The sequence below is a fragment of the Bacillus solitudinis genome, assembly GCF_002797395.1.
Lineage (GTDB): Bacteria > Bacillota > Bacilli > Bacillales > Bacillaceae_D > Halalkalibacter_A > Halalkalibacter_A solitudinis.
On the sequence record NZ_KZ454943.1, the window covers coordinates 2144804 to 2162189 of the forward strand.

Below are 17386 nucleotides of genomic sequence, written 5' to 3' on the forward strand. Positions count from 1 at the left end.
TTTCATGTGTGGAGGTGCGGTGTGCGGAGTAAAGTTGTACTAGCCTGTGAGGTCTGTCAATCTCGAAACTATTCAACGCAAAAGAATAAGCTCACTCACGTAAACCGCATTGAGATGAAGAAGTTTTGTAAAACGTGTAATGAACACACTCTTCATCGTGAAACAAAGTAACTAGCGGTTCTTTTTTTATTGGTTGAAAGTTGAACTTTATACAAATTTCGAATAGATGAGTATTTATTTGTCTATATTGATTGGTGCTGGGGGTGTCTGTTATGGCTGACGGAGTTAAAAACAGCGGGAAGTTTTTGAAAGATGTTGTATCAGAGATGAAACGTGTATCATGGCCAACTCGTAAAGAGCTTACGCGTTATACTTGGGTGGTTCTCGGAACGGTTGCGTTTATTACTGTCTTCTTTGCAATTATAGATTACGGTATTTCATGGCTTGTTCGTGTATTACTCGGGTAGTTTTCCGTTAATAATGGTGGGAGATGCTGAGTATTAAACCGAAGAGGAGGGAAGGACACAACCGTCCTATTTAGAATGGAAAAAAATTGGTATGTAGTGCATACGTATTCAGGGTATGAAAATAAAGTTAAAGCAAATTTAGAAAAGCGTGTAGAATCCATGGAAATGACCGATAAAATTTTCCGTGTTCTTGTGCCTGTTGAGGAAGAGACAGAAATTAAGAATGGAAAAAGTAAACAGGTCACACGAAAGGTGTTTCCTGGGTATGTTCTTGTCGAGATGATTATGACAGATGATTCTTGGTATGTCGTAAGAAACACGCCAGGGGTAACTGGATTTGTTGGTTCCTCGGGCGCGGGTTCTAAGCCAACAGCGTTGTTACCTGATGAAGTTGAATCAATACTTAAACAAATGGGAGTCGAGGAACCAAGAGCTGAAATTGACTTCGAAATGAAGGAGTCAGTGAAGGTGAAAGAGGGTCCCTTTGCAAACTTTATTGGTACGATTGAAGAAATTCAAGTCGAGAAGCAAAAGGTTAAGGTCCATGTAAATATGTTTGGTCGTGAAACACCAGTAGAGCTTGATTTTACACAAGTTGAAAAGATTTAATTGAATTTAACTTGCTATCTGCTTGTGAAGGTGATAAAATCTTCATGTTTGATAATGGTTTCTTACACGAGCCATCGGGTGCATGAATGCATCCGTTTTTTGAGTGGGAGGGTGAAACACCCGGATAACCACATCACGGACTAAGGAGGTGTGTCACGTGGCTAAAAAGGTAATTAAAATGGTTAAATTACAAATCCCTGCTGGGAAAGCAAATCCAGCTCCCCCGGTTGGTCCTGCATTAGGTCAAGCTGGAGTTAACATTATGGGATTCTGTAAAGAATTTAACGCTCGTACTTCAGACCAAGCCGGTCTTATCATTCCGGTAGAAATTACGGTATTTGAAGACCGTTCGTTTACATTCATCACAAAAACTCCACCTGCTGCTGTTCTTCTTAAAGTAGCTGCTGGTATCGAGTCTGGTTCTGGTGAACCAAACAAGAAAAAAGTTGCAACTGTCAAGCGTGATAAAGTACGCGAGATTGCTGAGACAAAAATGCCAGATCTTAACGCTGCAAGTGTTGAGTCTGCTATGCGTATGGTAGAAGGTACTGCGCGCAGCATGGGTATCGTAATTGAAGATTAATTTGTAAGCTTACGTGAGGTTGCAACCTATTGTGGGTTCGCAACCTTTCATAGTGGGAGGTTCCTACCGCTAAAACCACATTCGAGGAGGAAATAGTATGGCTAAGAAAAGTAAAAAATACCAAGACGCTTTGAAACTAGTTGACCGCGATGCGGTATATCAAGTGGAAGAAGCAGTTGAGCTTGTAAAAAAGACAGCTACAGCTAAATTCGATGAGACGGTTGAAGTTGCTGTACGTTTAGGTGTTGACCCTAAGAAAGCAGACCAACAAATTCGTGGTGCTGTTGTTCTTCCAAATGGTACAGGTAAGACACAGCGAGTATTGGTTTTCGCTAAAGGTGAAAAAGCAAAAGAAGCAGAAGCAGCTGGTGCTGATTATGTAGGTGAAGAGGATTTCATTAATAAAATCAATCAAGGTTGGTTTGATTTTGATGTAATCGTAGCGACACCTGACATGATGGCTCAAGTTGGTAAATTAGGTCGTGTGCTTGGACCGAAAGGTTTAATGCCGAACCCTAAAACAGGTACTGTTACTTTTGATGTGACTAAGGCTGTTAACGAAATTAAAGCCGGTAAAGTAGAATACCGTGTTGATAAAGCTGGTAACATTCACGTGCCGATCGGTAAAGTTTCATTCGAAACAGGGAAACTTGTTGAGAACTTCAAAACAATTATCGAAACACTTGTGAAGGTTAAACCTGCTGCTTCAAAAGGTACGTACATGAAAAACGTAGCGGTTGCAGCAACTATGGGCCCTGGTGTACGTGTAAATGTATCTGCTTTAACAAGATAATTATTGACTTCTTTAATTGAGATGTTTATAATCATAACAGTGTCTTACACAGTTATATATATTTAAAGATCATACCGTAGACCGTAGGTGCGTATTTCGCTTAATTTCCTACCGAGGTAAGCTATAGATTCATTGTTTTGAATCCGTATGCCCTCATGTCTATTACATGGGGGCTTTTTATATGCTTCTGAGTCGGGTATGTATCCAAACCACGGGAGGTGTAAAAATGAGCGTGCTAGAACAGAAACAACAAGTCGTATCAGATATCGCAACAAAACTACGTGAGAGTAAATCAACAATCGTTGTTGATTATCGCGGGTTGAATGTTGCTGAAGTAACAGAGCTTCGTAAACAACTTCGTGAAGCAGGTGTTGAGTTCAAGGTATACAAGAACTCATTAGCTCGTCGTGCTACAGCTGAAGCTGAATTAACAGATTTAGATGCAAATCTTGTTGGACCAACAGCGATTGCTTTTAGTGTAGATGATGTTATTGCTCCTGCTAAGATTCTTAATGAATTCGCGAAAAAACATGATGCCCTTGAACTTAAGGCTGGTGTTATCGAAGGCCGAGTAGCTTCAGTTGAAGAAGTTAAAGCATTAGCGGAACTTCCATCTCGCGAAGGTCTACTTTCGATGCTTGCAAACGTACTTCAAGCTCCTATGCGTGGTCTCGCATTGGTTACAAAAGCTGTTGCAGAGCAAAAAGAAGAGCAAGGTGCTTAATCTTTCCAAGCAGTTATGCTGGAATGATGTACCTGGTTACTAGTTAACGATTAAAATCAAAACAAAAAATAGGAGGATTTAACAATGACTAAAGAACAAATCATTGAAGCGGTTAAAGAAATGACAGTTTTAGAATTAAATGACCTTGTAAAAGCAATCGAAGAGGAATTCGGTGTATCTGCTGCTGCTCCTGTAGCTGTAGCTGCTGGCGGCGGAGACGCTGGTGCTGCTGAACAAACTGAGTTTGATGTAATCCTTACATCTCCAGGTGGTTCTAAAATCAATGTTATCAAGGTTGTACGTGAAATCACTGGCCTTGGTCTTAAAGAAGCAAAAGCACTTGTTGATGGTGCTCCTGCTCCAATTAAAGAAGGCGCTTCTAAAGAAGAAGCTGAAGAAGCAAAAGCTAAGCTTGAAGAAGCTGGCGCATCAGTTGAAGTTAAGTAATTTTTTAAGGGAAGAGACTCGCGTCATTGCGAGTCTTTTTTTGACAGATTTACGTAGGTTATCTTAGAAGGGAGGATGGAAATGTCTGATCACTATTATTCAGATAAACCAGAAGTGGAAAGCCAGGAGCGAACTTGGACTTTCACGTTAAAGGGAATAACGTTATCATTTACATCTGACCGAGGGGTATTCTCAAAAAAGGAAGTTGATTTCGGAAGTCGTTTATTAGTCGAGGCATTTCGCTTTCCTTCAAACCATGGTGATGTGCTAGATGTCGGCTGTGGATATGGTCCTATTGGCCTGACGATAGCAAAAGCTGATGAGGGCCGAACCGTTCATATGATTGATGTAAATGAACGCGCTCTTGAATTGTCTCGTAAAAATGCTTTGCAAAATGAACTAGATAACGTGATGATTTACAAGAGTTCAAGCTTTGATCAGGTGAGTAAAAAGGATTTCGCTGCAATTTTAACAAATCCACCTATTAGGGCGGGAAAAAGTGTAGTTCATGATATTTTTGAAAGATCCTACAGTCATTTACAAACGAACGGGGAATTATGGGTAGTGATTCAAAAGAAACAAGGGGCACCGTCGGCAATAGAGAAGTTAGAGCAGTTTTTTCAACAAGTAGAGATTCGTGAAAAGAAAAAGGGCTATTATATATTGTGCGCAAAAAAAATTGACTGAGCCTAACTTTTGTGGTACTGTTATTTAATGCGTATAACTACCCTTTTTTAGACTGATAAATTTTAAAAAGTCAAGTGGTATTTATTGTTTAGCATATAGGGGATTTGGTTATACTAGTATAATCGAACGTTTCTAGGAAAAAATTGGTTATTTATTGTTGTTTTTTCTTTTTGAACGAAAGGTTTTATTGCTTGTACTTTTGGTGCAAGTACGCACTAATCTATAAAAATGTATTGTCGCTCTTTTCTTTTGACTTGAGCTAGATATGTTTTTAGATACTATAACGCGAGATTTGAGGGGTGAATCAGTTGACAGGTCAACTAGTTCAGTATGGACGCCACCGCCAACGAAGAAGCTATGCACGTATTAATGAAGTGTTGGAGTTGCCAAACTTAATTGAAATCCAAACCGCTTCTTATCAATGGTTTCTTGATCAGGGACTTAGAGAAATGTTCCAAGACATTTCCCCTATTCAAGACTTCACTGGCAATTTAGTTTTAGAGTTTATTGATTACAGTCTTGGGGATCCGAAATACCCAGTTGATGAATCAAAGGAACGTGATGTTACATTTGCTGCTCCTTTACGAGTGAAGGTTCGTCTAATTAATAAAGAAACTGGTGAAGTAAAGGAACAGGAAGTATTCATGGGAGACTTCCCGTTAATGACAGAAACAGGGACGTTTGTAATTAATGGTGCGGAACGAGTAATCGTTTCACAGCTTGTTCGTTCGCCGAGTGTGTATTACAGTCAAAAAACGGATAAGAATGGAAAAAAAGGCTTTACCGCTACTGTTATTCCAAACCGAGGAGCTTGGTTAGAGCTTGAAACTGACGCGAAGGATATTGTGTATGTCCGTATCGACCGTACAAGAAAAATACCAGTGACGGTTCTTTTGCGTGCGCTTGGGTTTGGTTCTGATCAAGAGATCATTGACTTACTGGGAGAAGATGAGTACCTGCGCAATTCACTAGAAAAGGATAATACCGATAGTGCAGAGAAAGCTCTCCTTGAAATTTATGAGAGATTACGTCCAGGTGAACCACCAACAGTTGATAACGCTAAAAGCTTGTTGGATTCTCGCTTTTTTGATCCGAAACGCTATGACTTGGCGAATGTTGGACGTTACAAGATTAATAAAAAGCTTCATATTAAAAACCGTTTGTTTAATCAGCGCCTAGCAGAAACCTTAGTTGATCCTGAAACAGGCGAGGTTATCGCTGAAGAAGGAACGTTACTTGATCGTCGAACACTCGACCGTATTATTCCTCAATTAGAGAAGAACGTAGGTTTTAGAGATGTTCGTGCATCTGGCGGCGTTGTTCAGGATGACGATATTCAACTTCAATCAATTAAAATTTATGCACCTGATGACCAAGAAGGCGAACGCATTATTCGTGTCATTGGAAATGGTATGGTTGATCGTGATGTGAAACACATTACACCTTCGGATATCATTGCTTCTATTAATTACTTCTTTAATCTATTACATGGTGTCGGCGATACAGATGACATCGACCATTTAGGGAATCGTCGTTTACGTTCAGTTGGTGAATTACTACAAAACCAATTCCGTATAGGATTATCTCGAATGGAACGTGTGGTTCGTGAGCGTATGTCAATTCAAGACCCAAATATGATTACTCCACAAGCGTTAATTAATATTCGACCAGTCATTGCGTCGATTAAAGAGTTCTTTGGTAGCTCCCAGTTGTCTCAATTTATGGACCAAACAAATCCATTAGCTGAGTTAACACATAAGCGCCGTCTATCGGCACTTGGACCCGGTGGTTTAACCCGTGAACGTGCTGGTTTTGAAGTTCGTGACGTTCACTACTCTCACTATGGTCGTATGTGTCCGATTGAAACACCGGAAGGTCCTAACATTGGCTTAATCAACTCACTTTCATCTTATGCAAAAGTGAACGAGTTTGGCTTTATGGAGACGCCTTATCGTCGTGTTGACCCCGAAACAGGGAAAGTAACAACTCAAATTGATTACTTAACAGCAGATGAAGAGGATAACTATGTTGTCGCTCAGGCTAATGCGAAGTTAGCAGATGATGGGTCTTTCATTGATGACAATATCATCGCACGTTTCAGAGGGGAAAATACCGTGGTTCCACGTGACCGCCTTGATTACATGGATGTATCGCCAAAACAAGTTGTTTCGGCTGCAACATCGTGTATCCCTTTCTTAGAGAATGATGACTCTAACCGTGCACTAATGGGAGCGAACATGCAACGTCAAGCGGTTCCGCTTTTAGTTCCCGAAGCACCACTTGTGGGTACCGGGATGGAACATGTATCGGCGAAAGACTCTGGTGCGGCGATTGTGTCGAAGTTCCCTGGTCTCGTTGAACGTGTAACAGCGAAAGAAATATGGGTTCGTCGTATTGAAACAGTCGAAGGCCAAGAAACAAAAGGTGACCTTGATAAGTATAAGCTTCAAAAGTTTATCCGTTCTAATCAAGGAACAAGCTACAACCAACGCCCGATTGTGGCCGAGGGTGATGTCGTTGAAAAACGTGAAATCCTTGCAGATGGTCCATCAATGGAACAAGGTGAAATGGCATTAGGTCGTAACGTTCTTGTTGGTTTCATGACATGGGAAGGTTATAACTATGAGGATGCAATTATCTTAAGTGAGCGTCTTGTGAAAGATGATGTGTATACTTCTGTTCATATTGAAGAATATGAATCTGAAGCTCGCGACACGAAATTAGGACCTGAAGAAATTACAAGGGATATTCCAAATGTCGGAGAAGACGCATTACGTAACTTAGATGATCGAGGAATTATTCGTGTTGGTGCGGAAGTAAAAGACGGCGACATTCTTGTAGGTAAAGTAACGCCTAAAGGGGTAACTGAGCTTACAGCAGAAGAACGTCTCCTACATGCTATTTTCGGTGAGAAGGCTCGTGAAGTTCGTGACACATCTTTAAGAGCTCCTCATGGGGGGGATGGAATCATCCTTGATGTGAAAATCTTCAACCGTGAAGATGGTGATGAACTACCACCAGGTGTAAATCAACTTGTTCGTGTTTATATTGTACAGAAGCGTAAAATTCACGAAGGTGATAAGATGGCTGGTCGTCATGGTAACAAAGGGGTTATCTCAAGGATTCTTCCAGAAGAAGATATGCCTTATTTACCAGATGGAACGCCAATTGATATCATGTTAAATCCACTGGGTGTACCTTCTCGTATGAATATCGGACAAGTGCTTGAACTTCATTTAGGTATGGCTGCCCGCAAACTTGGTATTCATGTTGCATCACCTGTATTTGATGGTGCTCGTGAGGAAGACGTTTGGGGAACGCTTGATGAAGCTGGCATGGCTCGTGATGGGAAAACTGTCTTGTATGATGGTCGGACAGGTGAGCCATTTGATAACCGTGTTTCTGTTGGTATCATGTATATGATTAAACTTGCACACATGGTTGATGATAAACTCCATGCGCGTTCGACAGGACCATATTCACTCGTAACGCAGCAACCATTGGGTGGTAAAGCTCAATTTGGTGGACAACGTTTCGGTGAGATGGAGGTTTGGGCACTAGAAGCATATGGTGCAGCTTATACACTTCAAGAAATCCTTACAGTGAAATCCGATGACGTTATCGGTCGTGTGAAAACTTACGAAGCGATCGTTAAAGGTGAGAATGTACCTGAACCTGGTGTACCAGAATCATTCAAGGTATTAATTAAAGAGTTACAATCGCTTGGCATGGATGTTAAAATGCTCTCGAGTAACGAGGAAGAAATTGAAATGAGAGATTTAGATGATGATGAGCAGACAAGTGAGAAGTTAAATCTCAATTTTGAATCAAGCGAATCACAAGCTTAAAGTAATTAGGGGGCTAGCATATGCAGTTCCCCTGTTGCTTTCTTAATCTCTTATAAATAGAGATTGATAAATAGTAGTACTGACGTCTGAGATACGGAAACCAAAAGGGAGGTTGACCCCTTGATAGATGTAAATAACTTCGAATATATGAAAATTGGTCTTGCTTCACCGAACAAAATCCGTTCGTGGTCAAGAGGGGAAGTTAAGAAGCCAGAAACAATTAATTACCGTACATTAAAGCCTGAAAAAGACGGTCTTTTTTGTGAGCGTATCTTTGGCCCAACAAAAGACTGGGAATGTCATTGTGGTAAATACAAGCGCGTTCGTTACAAAGGGGTTGTATGCGACCGTTGTGGAGTAGAAGTCACACGTGCAAAAGTTCGTCGTGAACGTATGGGACACATCGAGTTAGCTGCGCCAGTTTCACATATTTGGTATTTCAAAGGTATCCCAAGTCGTATGGGTCTTGTATTGGATATGTCTCCTCGTTCATTAGAGGAAGTCATCTATTTTGCTTCATACGTTGTGACAGATTCAGGCGACACTCCTTTAGAAAGAAAGCAACTTCTATCAGAGAAAGAATATCGTGCCTACTATGATAAGTATGGTCGTTCTTTCACGGCGCAAATGGGTGCCGAAGCGATTAGAAAGCTTCTCTCTGACATAGACCTTGAAAAGGATGTTGAAGGGTTAAAAGAGGAACTTTTAACAGCTCAAGGACAACGCCGTACTCGTGCGATAAAGCGTCTTGAAGTGTTAGAGGCATTCCGTAACTCAGGGAATGATCCATCTTGGATGATTTTAGATGTACTTCCGGTTATTCCACCTGAATTACGTCCGATGGTTCAATTAGATGGTGGACGTTTTGCAACATCTGATTTAAATGACTTGTATCGTCGAGTGATTAACCGTAATAATCGTTTGAAGCGTCTTCTTGATTTAGGAGCGCCAAATATCATTGTTCAAAATGAAAAAAGAATGCTTCAAGAAGCAGTTGATGCTTTAATTGATAATGGTCGTCGCGGTCGTCCGGTTACTGGACCTGGTAACCGTCCACTTAAATCGTTATCTCACATGCTTAAAGGTAAGCAAGGTCGTTTCCGTCAAAATCTACTTGGTAAGCGTGTTGACTATTCAGGTCGTTCGGTTATCGTTGTAGGGCCAAACCTTAAGATGTATCAATGTGGTCTTCCGAAAGAAATGGCTCTTGAGTTATTTAAGCCATTTGTAATGAAGGAGCTTGTAAGTAAAGGTCTTGCACACAATATCAAAAGCGCAAAGCGTAAAGTTGAACGTGTTCAGCCTGAAGTGTGGGATGTCCTTGAAGAAGTCATTCGTGAGCATCCGGTTCTTCTAAACCGAGCACCAACACTTCACCGTTTAGGTATTCAAGCCTTTGAACCAACGCTAGTTGAAGGTCGTGCGATTAAGTTGCATCCACTTGTTTGTACTGCTTATAACGCTGACTTTGATGGTGACCAAATGGCGGTGCATGTTCCGTTATCAGCTGAAGCACAAGCCGAAGCTCGTATCCTTATGTTGGCTGCACAAAATATCTTAAACCCGAAAGACGGTAAGCCTGTCGTTACACCATCCCAAGATATGGTTCTCGGGAACTATTATTTAACGATGGAGCGCGAAGGTGCCAAGGGTGAAGGGTCTATCTTCATTAATACTAACGAAGCAATTGTTGCTTATCAAAATGGATATGTTCATTTGCATAGTCGAGTAGCGATTCCTGTTGCTTCACTTGGTAAGTCAACGTTTAACGAGGATGAAAATAGCAAGCTACTTCTTACAACAGTAGGGAAGCTAATATTTAATGAAATTCTGCCTGATTCATTCCCGTATATGAATGAGCCTTCAGAAATGAACTTAGAAGTGGCTACGCCAAGTAAGTATTTAGTATCTACTACAACTGATGTAAAGAAACAATTTAAAGAGCGAGAAACAGTTCCGCCATTCAAAAAAGGTTTCTTAGGTAACATTATTGCGGAAGTTTTCAAGAAATTTAAGATAACAGAAACGTCTAAAATGCTTGACCGCATGAAGGACCTTGGGTTCAAATATTCAACCAAAGCAGGAATAACTGTTGGTGTTGCTGATATCGTTGTACTTGCTGAGAAAAAAGAAATTATTGGTGAATCAGAGAAAAAGGTTGAGCGTGTTCTTAAACAGTTCCGTCGTGGTTTAATTACGGAGGAAGAGCGTTATGACCGAGTTATCTCCATCTGGAGTGAAGCGAAGGATGTCATTCAAAACAAGCTAATGGGAACTTTAGATCGTAGTAACCCAATCTTTATGATGAGTGATTCCGGTGCCCGTGGTAACGCCTCAAACTTTACACAACTTGCGGGTATGCGTGGTCTAATGGCCAATCCATCAGGTCGAATCATTGAACTTCCAATTAAATCAAGTTTCCGTGAAGGTTTAACGGTTCTTGAGTACTTTATCTCTACACATGGTGCGCGAAAAGGTCTTGCGGATACAGCCCTTAAAACAGCTGATTCAGGTTACCTTACTCGTCGTCTAGTTGATGTTGCACAGGATGTTATCGTTCGTGAAACTGATTGTGGTACAGATCGTGGACTTGAGGTAAAAGCAATTAAAGAAGGTAATGAAGTAATTGAAGGTCTCTATGACCGTCTAGTTGGGCGTGTGGCCTTTAAAACGTTACGTCATCCTGAAACGAATGATGTTATTGTTAAAAAGAATGATCTAATTGACGAAGACATCGCAAAGCATATTATCGATTCAGACATTGAAGGCGTAACGATTCGCTCTGTATTTACTTGTGACACCCGTCATGGTGTGTGTAAGCAGTGTTATGGACGAAACCTTGCGACAGGTAGTGATGTTGAAGTTGGAGAAGCTGTTGGAATTATCGCAGCACAATCAATCGGTGAGCCAGGTACACAGCTTACAATGCGTACATTCCATACAGGTGGGGTAGCAGGAGACGATATCACGCAAGGTCTTCCGCGTATCCAAGAAATCTTTGAAGCACGTAATCCAAAAGGTCAAGCGGTAATCTCCGAAATTGAAGGGGAAGTCGTTGACTTTAAAGATGGCGACAAACGCGAAGTTACTCTGAAAAGTGAAATGGAAACAAAGGCATACGCAATTCCTTATGGGGCGCGTATCAAGGTTTCAGTTGGGGATAAGCTTGTAGCTGGTGAAAGCATTACAGAAGGTTCTATTGACCCTAAGGAACTTCTTAAGGTTAAAGGGATGAATGGTGTTCAAGAGTACCTCCTTCGTGAAGTTCAGAAAGTATACCGTATGCAAGGGGTAGAAATTGGTGACAAGCACGTTGAGGTAATGGTACGACAAATGCTTCGTAAAATACGTGTGGTTGATGCAGGAGAAACGAATGTACTTCCAGGTTCATTAATTGAGATTCAACATTTCAATGATGAAAACCAAGAAATGTTACGTAGTGGAAAACGTCCTGCTACAGGTCGACCTGTATTACTAGGTATTACAAAAGCTTCGCTTGAAACTGATTCTTTCTTATCTGCTGCATCTTTCCAAGAAACAACTCGTGTTCTAACAGACGCTGCCATTAAAGGTAAGCGGGATGAGCTTCTTGGGTTAAAAGAAAATGTTATTATAGGTAAGCTTGTTCCTGCTGGTACAGGGATGGCGCGCTATCGTAATATAAACATTGTTTCAAAATATGATGAGTCAGATACAGAGGCATCAGACAGTAGCTTAGCAGAAGAAGTATTATTACACGAATAAATTCGATAAGATTTTGTTGACACTTTGATATCGCGGTGATAAGATATCAAAGTGTGCCTGAGAATACCTGTAACTTTGGAGGATGAATTCATGTCTTATGAAAAAGTACTGCAGGCTGAGAACCTTATAATAGGGACAAAACAAACGCTTAAGGCGCTTGATAATGGCGATGTTGTTGAATTAATTGTTGCAAAAGATGCTGAATACCGAGTGATAAACAAGGTAGAGGCATTGGCAGTTTCGAAACGCATCCCAATTCATTATGTAGATTCAATGAAGAAGCTTGGTAAAGCTTGTGGAATTGAAGTTAGTGCAGCCACTGTTGCTTTAAGGAAGTAATTGTGTTTTTGCCATTCGGAGTGAACCGTGTGGCAAAAACTTTACTTTTGCCAAAATATGAACCACCAGGATCAGTGGTCTTATCTTTTTACAAGAGAGGAGGAAAAATCATGCCTACAATTAATCAGTTAATTCGTAAGGGTCGTGAAGCTAAAATTAAGAAGTCTGACTCACCAGCTCTTAACAAAGGCTACAACAGCTTCAAGAAATCTCAAACAGATCTTTCTTCACCGCAAAAACGTGGTGTTTGTACTCGTGTTGGTACAATGACACCGAAGAAACCGAACTCGGCTCTTCGTAAGTATGCGCGTGTGCGTTTAACAAATGGTATTGAAGTAACAGCATATATCCCAGGTATTGGACACAATCTTCAAGAGCATAGTGTTGTTCTTATCCGTGGTGGCCGTGTAAAGGATTTACCAGGGGTACGTTACCACATTGTTCGTGGTGCGCTTGATACAGCTGGTGTTCAAAACCGTATGCAAGGTCGCTCTAAGTATGGAACAAAACGTCCAAAAGAGAAAAAGTAATAAAAATAATTGTTTAATAGTTGAAAGGAGGGGAAACAATGCCTCGTAAAGGACCAGTCGCCCGTCGTGATGTGTTACCAGATCCAATTTATAATTCAAAGCTTGTAACTCGTTTAATTAATCGTATTATGGTTGATGGAAAGCGTGGTATCGCTCAAACGATTTTATATAACGCGTTTGAACTAGTAAAAGAACGTAGTGGTAATGACCCTATGGAAGTATTCGATCAAGCTCTTAAGAACATCATGCCTGTTCTTGAAGTTAAAGCTCGTCGTGTTGGTGGTGCAAACTATCAAGTACCGATTGAAGTTAAGCCTGAACGTCGTACAACTTTAGGACTTCGCTGGTTAGTGAACTACTCTCGTCTTCGTGGTGAAAAAACGATGGAAGAGCGTTTAGCTAACGAAATTCTAGATGCTGCAAACAATGCAGGTTCAGCAGTCAAGAAACGTGAAGATACTCATAAGATGGCTGAAGCGAACAAAGCGTTTGCTCACTATCGTTGGTAGAATTTTAGTTATCCTAAATAAATTGTTCTTAAATAGGAAGGAGAAATAACCTATGGCAAGAGAGTTCTCCTTAAAGGATACGCGTAATATCGGCATCATGGCTCACATTGATGCTGGTAAAACAACAACAACTGAGCGTGTACTTTTCTATACTGGACGTGTTCATAAAATTGGTGAAACTCATGAAGGTGCTTCTCAAATGGACTGGATGGAGCAAGAGCAAGAGCGTGGTATTACAATCACGTCTGCTGCGACAACAGCTCAATGGAAAGATCACCGTATTAACATCATTGATACACCAGGACACGTAGATTTCACAGTAGAAGTAGAACGTTCACTACGCGTATTGGACGGAGCTGTAGCAGTACTTGACGCACAGTCAGGTGTAGAGCCTCAAACAGAAACTGTTTGGCGCCAAGCAACAACTTATGGTGTTCCACGTGTTGTGTTTGTTAACAAAATGGATAAAACAGGCGCTGACTTTATATATTCACTAGGTACACTTCGTGATCGCCTTCAAGCAAACGCTCATCCAATCCAATTACCAATTGGTGCGGAAGACAACTTTGAAGGAATCATTGACCTTGTAGAAATGAAAGCATATTTCTATGAGGATGATCTTGGTACTCGTACTGATATCAAAGAAATCCCAGAAGAATATAAAGCACAAGCCCAAGAATATCATGAAAAACTAGTTGAAGCTGTTGCTGAACTAGATGAAGAACTTACAATGAAGTATCTAGAAGGTGAAGAAATCACAACGGAAGAAATTAAAGCGGCGATCCGTAAAGGAACGTGTAACGTTGAATTTTATCCAGTAATTTGTGGTTCTGCTTTTAAGAACAAAGGTGTTCAACTTATGCTTGACGCTGTTCTTGATTACTTACCTTCACCACTAGATGTACCAGCAATTAGAGGTATTGTTCCTGAATCGGAAGAAGAAGTTATTCGTGAGTCTGGTGATGATCAACCATTCTCCGCACTTGCATTTAAGGTTATGAGTGACCCATTTGTTGGTAAGTTAACATTCTTCCGTGTTTATTCTGGTACATTGAATGCGGGTTCTTATGTTAAGAACTCTACTAAAGGCAAGCGTGAGCGTGTTGGTCGTATCCTACAAATGCATGCAAACTCTCGTGAAGAAATTTCAACCGTTTATTCTGGTGATATCGCGGCAGCTGTTGGTTTGAAAGATACGACAACAGGTGATACTCTATGTGATGAAAAGAATCTAGTTATTCTTGAATCTATGGATTTCCCAGACCCAGTTATTTCTTTATCTGTTGAGCCTAAGTCTAAGGCAGACCAAGATAAAATGGGTATGGCACTTGCGAAGCTTGCTGAAGAGGATCCAACTTTCCGTACTGAAACAAACGAAGAAACTGGTCAAACAATCATTTCTGGTATGGGTGAGCTTCACCTTGATATCATCGTTGACCGTATGAGACGTGAGTTTAAAGTAGAGGCTAATGTTGGTGCACCTCAAGTTTCATATCGTGAGACAATTCGTCAGTCTGCTCAGGTTGAAGGTAAATTTGTTCGACAATCTGGTGGTCGTGGACAATTTGGTCACGTATGGGTCGAGTTCTCTCCTAACGAAGAGGGCGCAGGGTTTGAATTCATTAATGCAGTAGTTGGTGGATCTGTTCCTCGTGAATACATTGGTGCAGTGCAAGCTGGTATCGAAGAGTCACTTGGAAATGGTATGATTGCAGGTTTCCCAATTATTGACCTTAAAGCTAAGCTTTATGATGGTTCTTACCATGATGTCGATTCAAATGAAATGGCGTTTAAAATTGCTGCATCAATGGCACTTAAAAACGCAAAAGCAAAATGTGCTCCAGTTTTACTAGAGCCATTAATGAGAGTTGAAGTTGTTGTTCCTGAAGAGTACATGGGTGATATCATGGGTGATATTACTGCACGTCGTGGACGAGTTGACGGAATGGAAGCACGCGGTAACGCACAAATTGTTAAAGCATTCGTTCCTTTAGCCGAAATGTTCGGTTATGCAACATCATTACGTTCTCGTACTCAAGGTCGCGGTACATATTCTATGTTCTTCGATCATTATGAGGAAGCTCCTAAGAGTATTGCTGAAGAGATTATCAAGAAGCAAACAGGACAATAATTTTTGTTAATAATTGTTTCAAGAAACATTTTGTTATAAGCTAAGAAAGGTGATATTCACTTATGGGTATTTTACCTTTCTTATCCATAAAAATTTCTAAGTGTAAAGCTTAAATTAAGGGAGGAAATGAATCATGGGTAAAGAAAAATTCGACCGCTCGAAAACACATGCCAATATCGGTACAATTGGTCACGTTGACCATGGTAAAACAACTTTAACTGCTGCAATTACAACTGTACTTGCTAAGCGTTCTGGTAAAGGTACGGCAATGGCATATGATGCTATTGATGGTGCTCCAGAAGAACGTGAGCGCGGTATCACAATCTCTACTGCACACGTTGAGTATGAGACTGACAGCCGTCACTATGCACACGTTGACTGCCCAGGACATGCCGACTATGTTAAGAACATGATCACTGGTGCTGCACAAATGGATGGTGGAATCTTAGTAGTTTCTGCTGCTGATGGTCCAATGCCACAAACACGTGAGCATATCTTACTTTCTCGTCAAGTAGGTGTACCTTACCTTGTTGTATTTATGAACAAGTGTGACATGGTTGATGATGAAGAACTTCTTGAATTAGTTGAAATGGAAGTGCGTGATCTTCTTTCTGAGTATGACTTCCCTGGTGATGACATTCCTGTTATCCAAGGTTCTGCTCTTAAAGCTCTTGAAGGAGATGCTGCTTGGGAAGAGAAAATCGTTGAGCTTATGGCTGCAGTTGATGATTATATCCCAACACCAGAGCGTGATAAAGAAAAGCCTTTCATGATGCCTGTTGAGGATGTATTCTCAATTACTGGTCGTGGTACAGTTGCTACTGGTCGTGTAGAGCGTGGTCAACTTAATGTAGGTGACGTTATCGACATCATCGGTATTACTGAAGAGCCTAAGCAAACGACTTGTACAGGTGTTGAAATGTTCCGTAAGCTTCTTGATTATGCTGAAGCTGGTGACAACATCGGTGCCCTTCTTCGTGGTGTAAGCCGTGATGAAGTACAACGTGGTCAAGTACTTGCTAAGCCAGGTACAATCACTCCACATACAAACTTCAAAGCTGAAGTTTATGTATTATCAAAAGAAGAGGGTGGACGTCACACTCCATTCTTCTCAAACTACCGTCCTCAGTTCTACTTCCGTACAACTGACGTAACTGGAATTTGCCAACTTCCAGAAGGCGTTGAGATGGTAATGCCTGGTGACAACATCGAAATGACGGTTGAGCTTATCGCTCCAATCGCTATCGAAGAAGGTACTAAGTTCTCTATCCGTGAGGGTGGACGTACAGTTGGTGCTGGCGTTGTTGCTTCAATTCAAAAGTAATTAACTTACTTTCAAAGAAGCATCTCTTTCTAAAAGAGGTGCTTCTTTTCTATTTAAATAATTTTAAAAATAACTTGCAATCAAATAAATGCATCTATATAATAGTAGGAGTGTGACTTAGCAGAAATTATACTTGATTTGTGTAAATGAATTATGTATAATGTTTAATGTTGGTCATTGGCAGCGATGATGCGGAAGGTTGCTGATACACCCGGCCCCATTGCCATGGCAGGGAGTAGGAAATTTTCGCGGAGTATGTCTGTTTATAAAATGGACGAAAAAGGAGGGGCTATAATGGCAAAGCAAAAGATTCGCATTCGTTTAAAAGCGTATGATCACCGTGTACTTGATCAATCTGCAGAAAAGATTGTTGAAACAGCAAAACGTTCAGGTGCTAATGTTTCTGGACCGATTCCACTTCCAACTGAGAAGTCGGTGTATACTGTACTTCGTGCGGTGCACAAGTATAAAGACGCTCGTGAACAGTTCGAGATGCGTACTCACAAGCGCTTAATTGATATTGTGAATCCAACACCACAAACTGTGGATGCACTTATGCGTTTGGATTTACCGTCTGGCGTTGATATTGAAATTAAACTCTAATAGAAGTTTCTTCTATATTAATTGAAACAACTATATATGAAGTATATG

The 17386-nt window shown here is 40.8% G+C and carries 16 protein-coding genes and 1 other annotated feature; all 16 genes read left to right on the forward strand.

From position 1 onward, the window contains the following. The first annotated feature begins 21 nt into the window (after window positions 1-21). The 16 genes from rpmG to rpsJ all read left to right on the forward strand — a co-directional run bounded on the left by rpmG (window position 22) and on the right by rpsJ (window position 17338). A complete protein-coding gene (gene rpmG / locus CEF19_RS10205) occupies window positions 22-171 on the forward strand; it encodes a 50S ribosomal protein L33 (RefSeq protein ID WP_100405979.1) in 150 nt (49 codons plus the stop codon). Between the two features lie 101 nt (window positions 172-272). After that, window positions 273-467 carry a preprotein translocase subunit SecE gene (gene secE / locus CEF19_RS10210; RefSeq protein WP_100405980.1) on the forward strand — a complete coding sequence of 65 codons (195 nt, stop codon included), beginning with the start codon at window positions 273-275 and terminating at the stop codon, window positions 465-467. Between the two features lie 75 nt (window positions 468-542). Then, a complete protein-coding gene (gene nusG, locus CEF19_RS10215) occupies window positions 543-1076 on the forward strand; it encodes a transcription termination/antitermination protein NusG (RefSeq protein ID WP_100405981.1) in 534 nt (177 codons plus the stop codon). Between the two features lie 157 nt (window positions 1077-1233). Next, window positions 1234-1659 carry a 50S ribosomal protein L11 gene (gene rplK / locus CEF19_RS10220; protein WP_157800928.1) on the forward strand — a complete coding sequence of 142 codons (426 nt, stop codon included), beginning with the start codon at window positions 1234-1236 and terminating at the stop codon, window positions 1657-1659. A gap of 97 nt (window positions 1660-1756) precedes the next feature. After that, complete coding sequence (rplA, locus tag CEF19_RS10225) at window positions 1757-2452, forward strand: 50S ribosomal protein L1 (protein WP_100405983.1); 696 nt, start codon at window positions 1757-1759, stop codon at window positions 2450-2452. Window positions 2453-2508: 56 nt separating this feature from the next. Beyond that, window positions 2509-2641: a sequence feature (ribosomal protein L10 leader region), on the forward strand. Between the two features lie 37 nt (window positions 2642-2678). After that, window positions 2679-3176, forward strand: a complete 498-nt coding sequence (rplJ, locus tag CEF19_RS10230; RefSeq protein ID WP_100405984.1) for a 50S ribosomal protein L10 — start codon at window positions 2679-2681, stop codon at window positions 3174-3176. A gap of 84 nt (window positions 3177-3260) precedes the next feature. Continuing rightward, window positions 3261-3623: a 50S ribosomal protein L7/L12 gene (gene rplL, locus CEF19_RS10235; protein ID WP_100405985.1), complete on the forward strand. Its 363-nt coding sequence runs from the start codon at window positions 3261-3263 to the stop codon at window positions 3621-3623. Between the two features lie 81 nt (window positions 3624-3704). Further along, a complete protein-coding gene (locus tag CEF19_RS10240; RefSeq protein WP_100405986.1) occupies window positions 3705-4310 on the forward strand; it encodes a class I SAM-dependent methyltransferase in 606 nt (201 codons plus the stop codon). A 308-nt stretch (window positions 4311-4618) separates the two neighbouring features. Continuing rightward, window positions 4619-8158 carry a DNA-directed RNA polymerase subunit beta gene (gene rpoB / locus CEF19_RS10245; RefSeq protein ID WP_100405987.1) on the forward strand — a complete coding sequence of 1180 codons (3540 nt, stop codon included), beginning with the start codon at window positions 4619-4621 and terminating at the stop codon, window positions 8156-8158. Window positions 8159-8278: 120 nt separating this feature from the next. Further along, on the forward strand, window positions 8279-11902 hold the full coding sequence (gene rpoC / locus CEF19_RS10250; RefSeq protein ID WP_100405988.1) for a DNA-directed RNA polymerase subunit beta': 3624 nt from the start codon (window positions 8279-8281) through the stop codon (window positions 11900-11902). Window positions 11903-11992: 90 nt separating this feature from the next. Further along, complete coding sequence (locus CEF19_RS10255) at window positions 11993-12241, forward strand: 50S ribosomal protein L7ae-like protein (protein WP_100405989.1); 249 nt, start codon at window positions 11993-11995, stop codon at window positions 12239-12241. A 110-nt stretch (window positions 12242-12351) separates the two neighbouring features. Then, a complete protein-coding gene (gene rpsL, locus CEF19_RS10260) occupies window positions 12352-12771 on the forward strand; it encodes a 30S ribosomal protein S12 (RefSeq protein WP_100408276.1) in 420 nt (139 codons plus the stop codon). A 38-nt stretch (window positions 12772-12809) separates the two neighbouring features. Then, window positions 12810-13280 (forward strand): 30S ribosomal protein S7, encoded by a 471-nt coding sequence (gene rpsG, locus CEF19_RS10265; protein ID WP_100405990.1) that lies wholly within the window; start codon window positions 12810-12812, stop codon window positions 13278-13280. Window positions 13281-13332: 52 nt separating this feature from the next. Then, window positions 13333-15411, forward strand: coding sequence for an elongation factor G (gene fusA, locus CEF19_RS10270; RefSeq protein WP_100405991.1), 2079 nt, complete (start codon window positions 13333-13335; stop codon window positions 15409-15411). 133 nt (window positions 15412-15544) lie between these two features. Continuing rightward, a complete protein-coding gene (gene tuf, locus CEF19_RS10275) occupies window positions 15545-16735 on the forward strand; it encodes an elongation factor Tu (protein ID WP_100405992.1) in 1191 nt (396 codons plus the stop codon). Window positions 16736-17029: 294 nt separating this feature from the next. Next, complete coding sequence (gene rpsJ, locus CEF19_RS10280; protein ID WP_100405993.1) at window positions 17030-17338, forward strand: 30S ribosomal protein S10; 309 nt, start codon at window positions 17030-17032, stop codon at window positions 17336-17338. The last annotated feature ends 48 nt before the right edge of the window (window positions 17339-17386 follow it).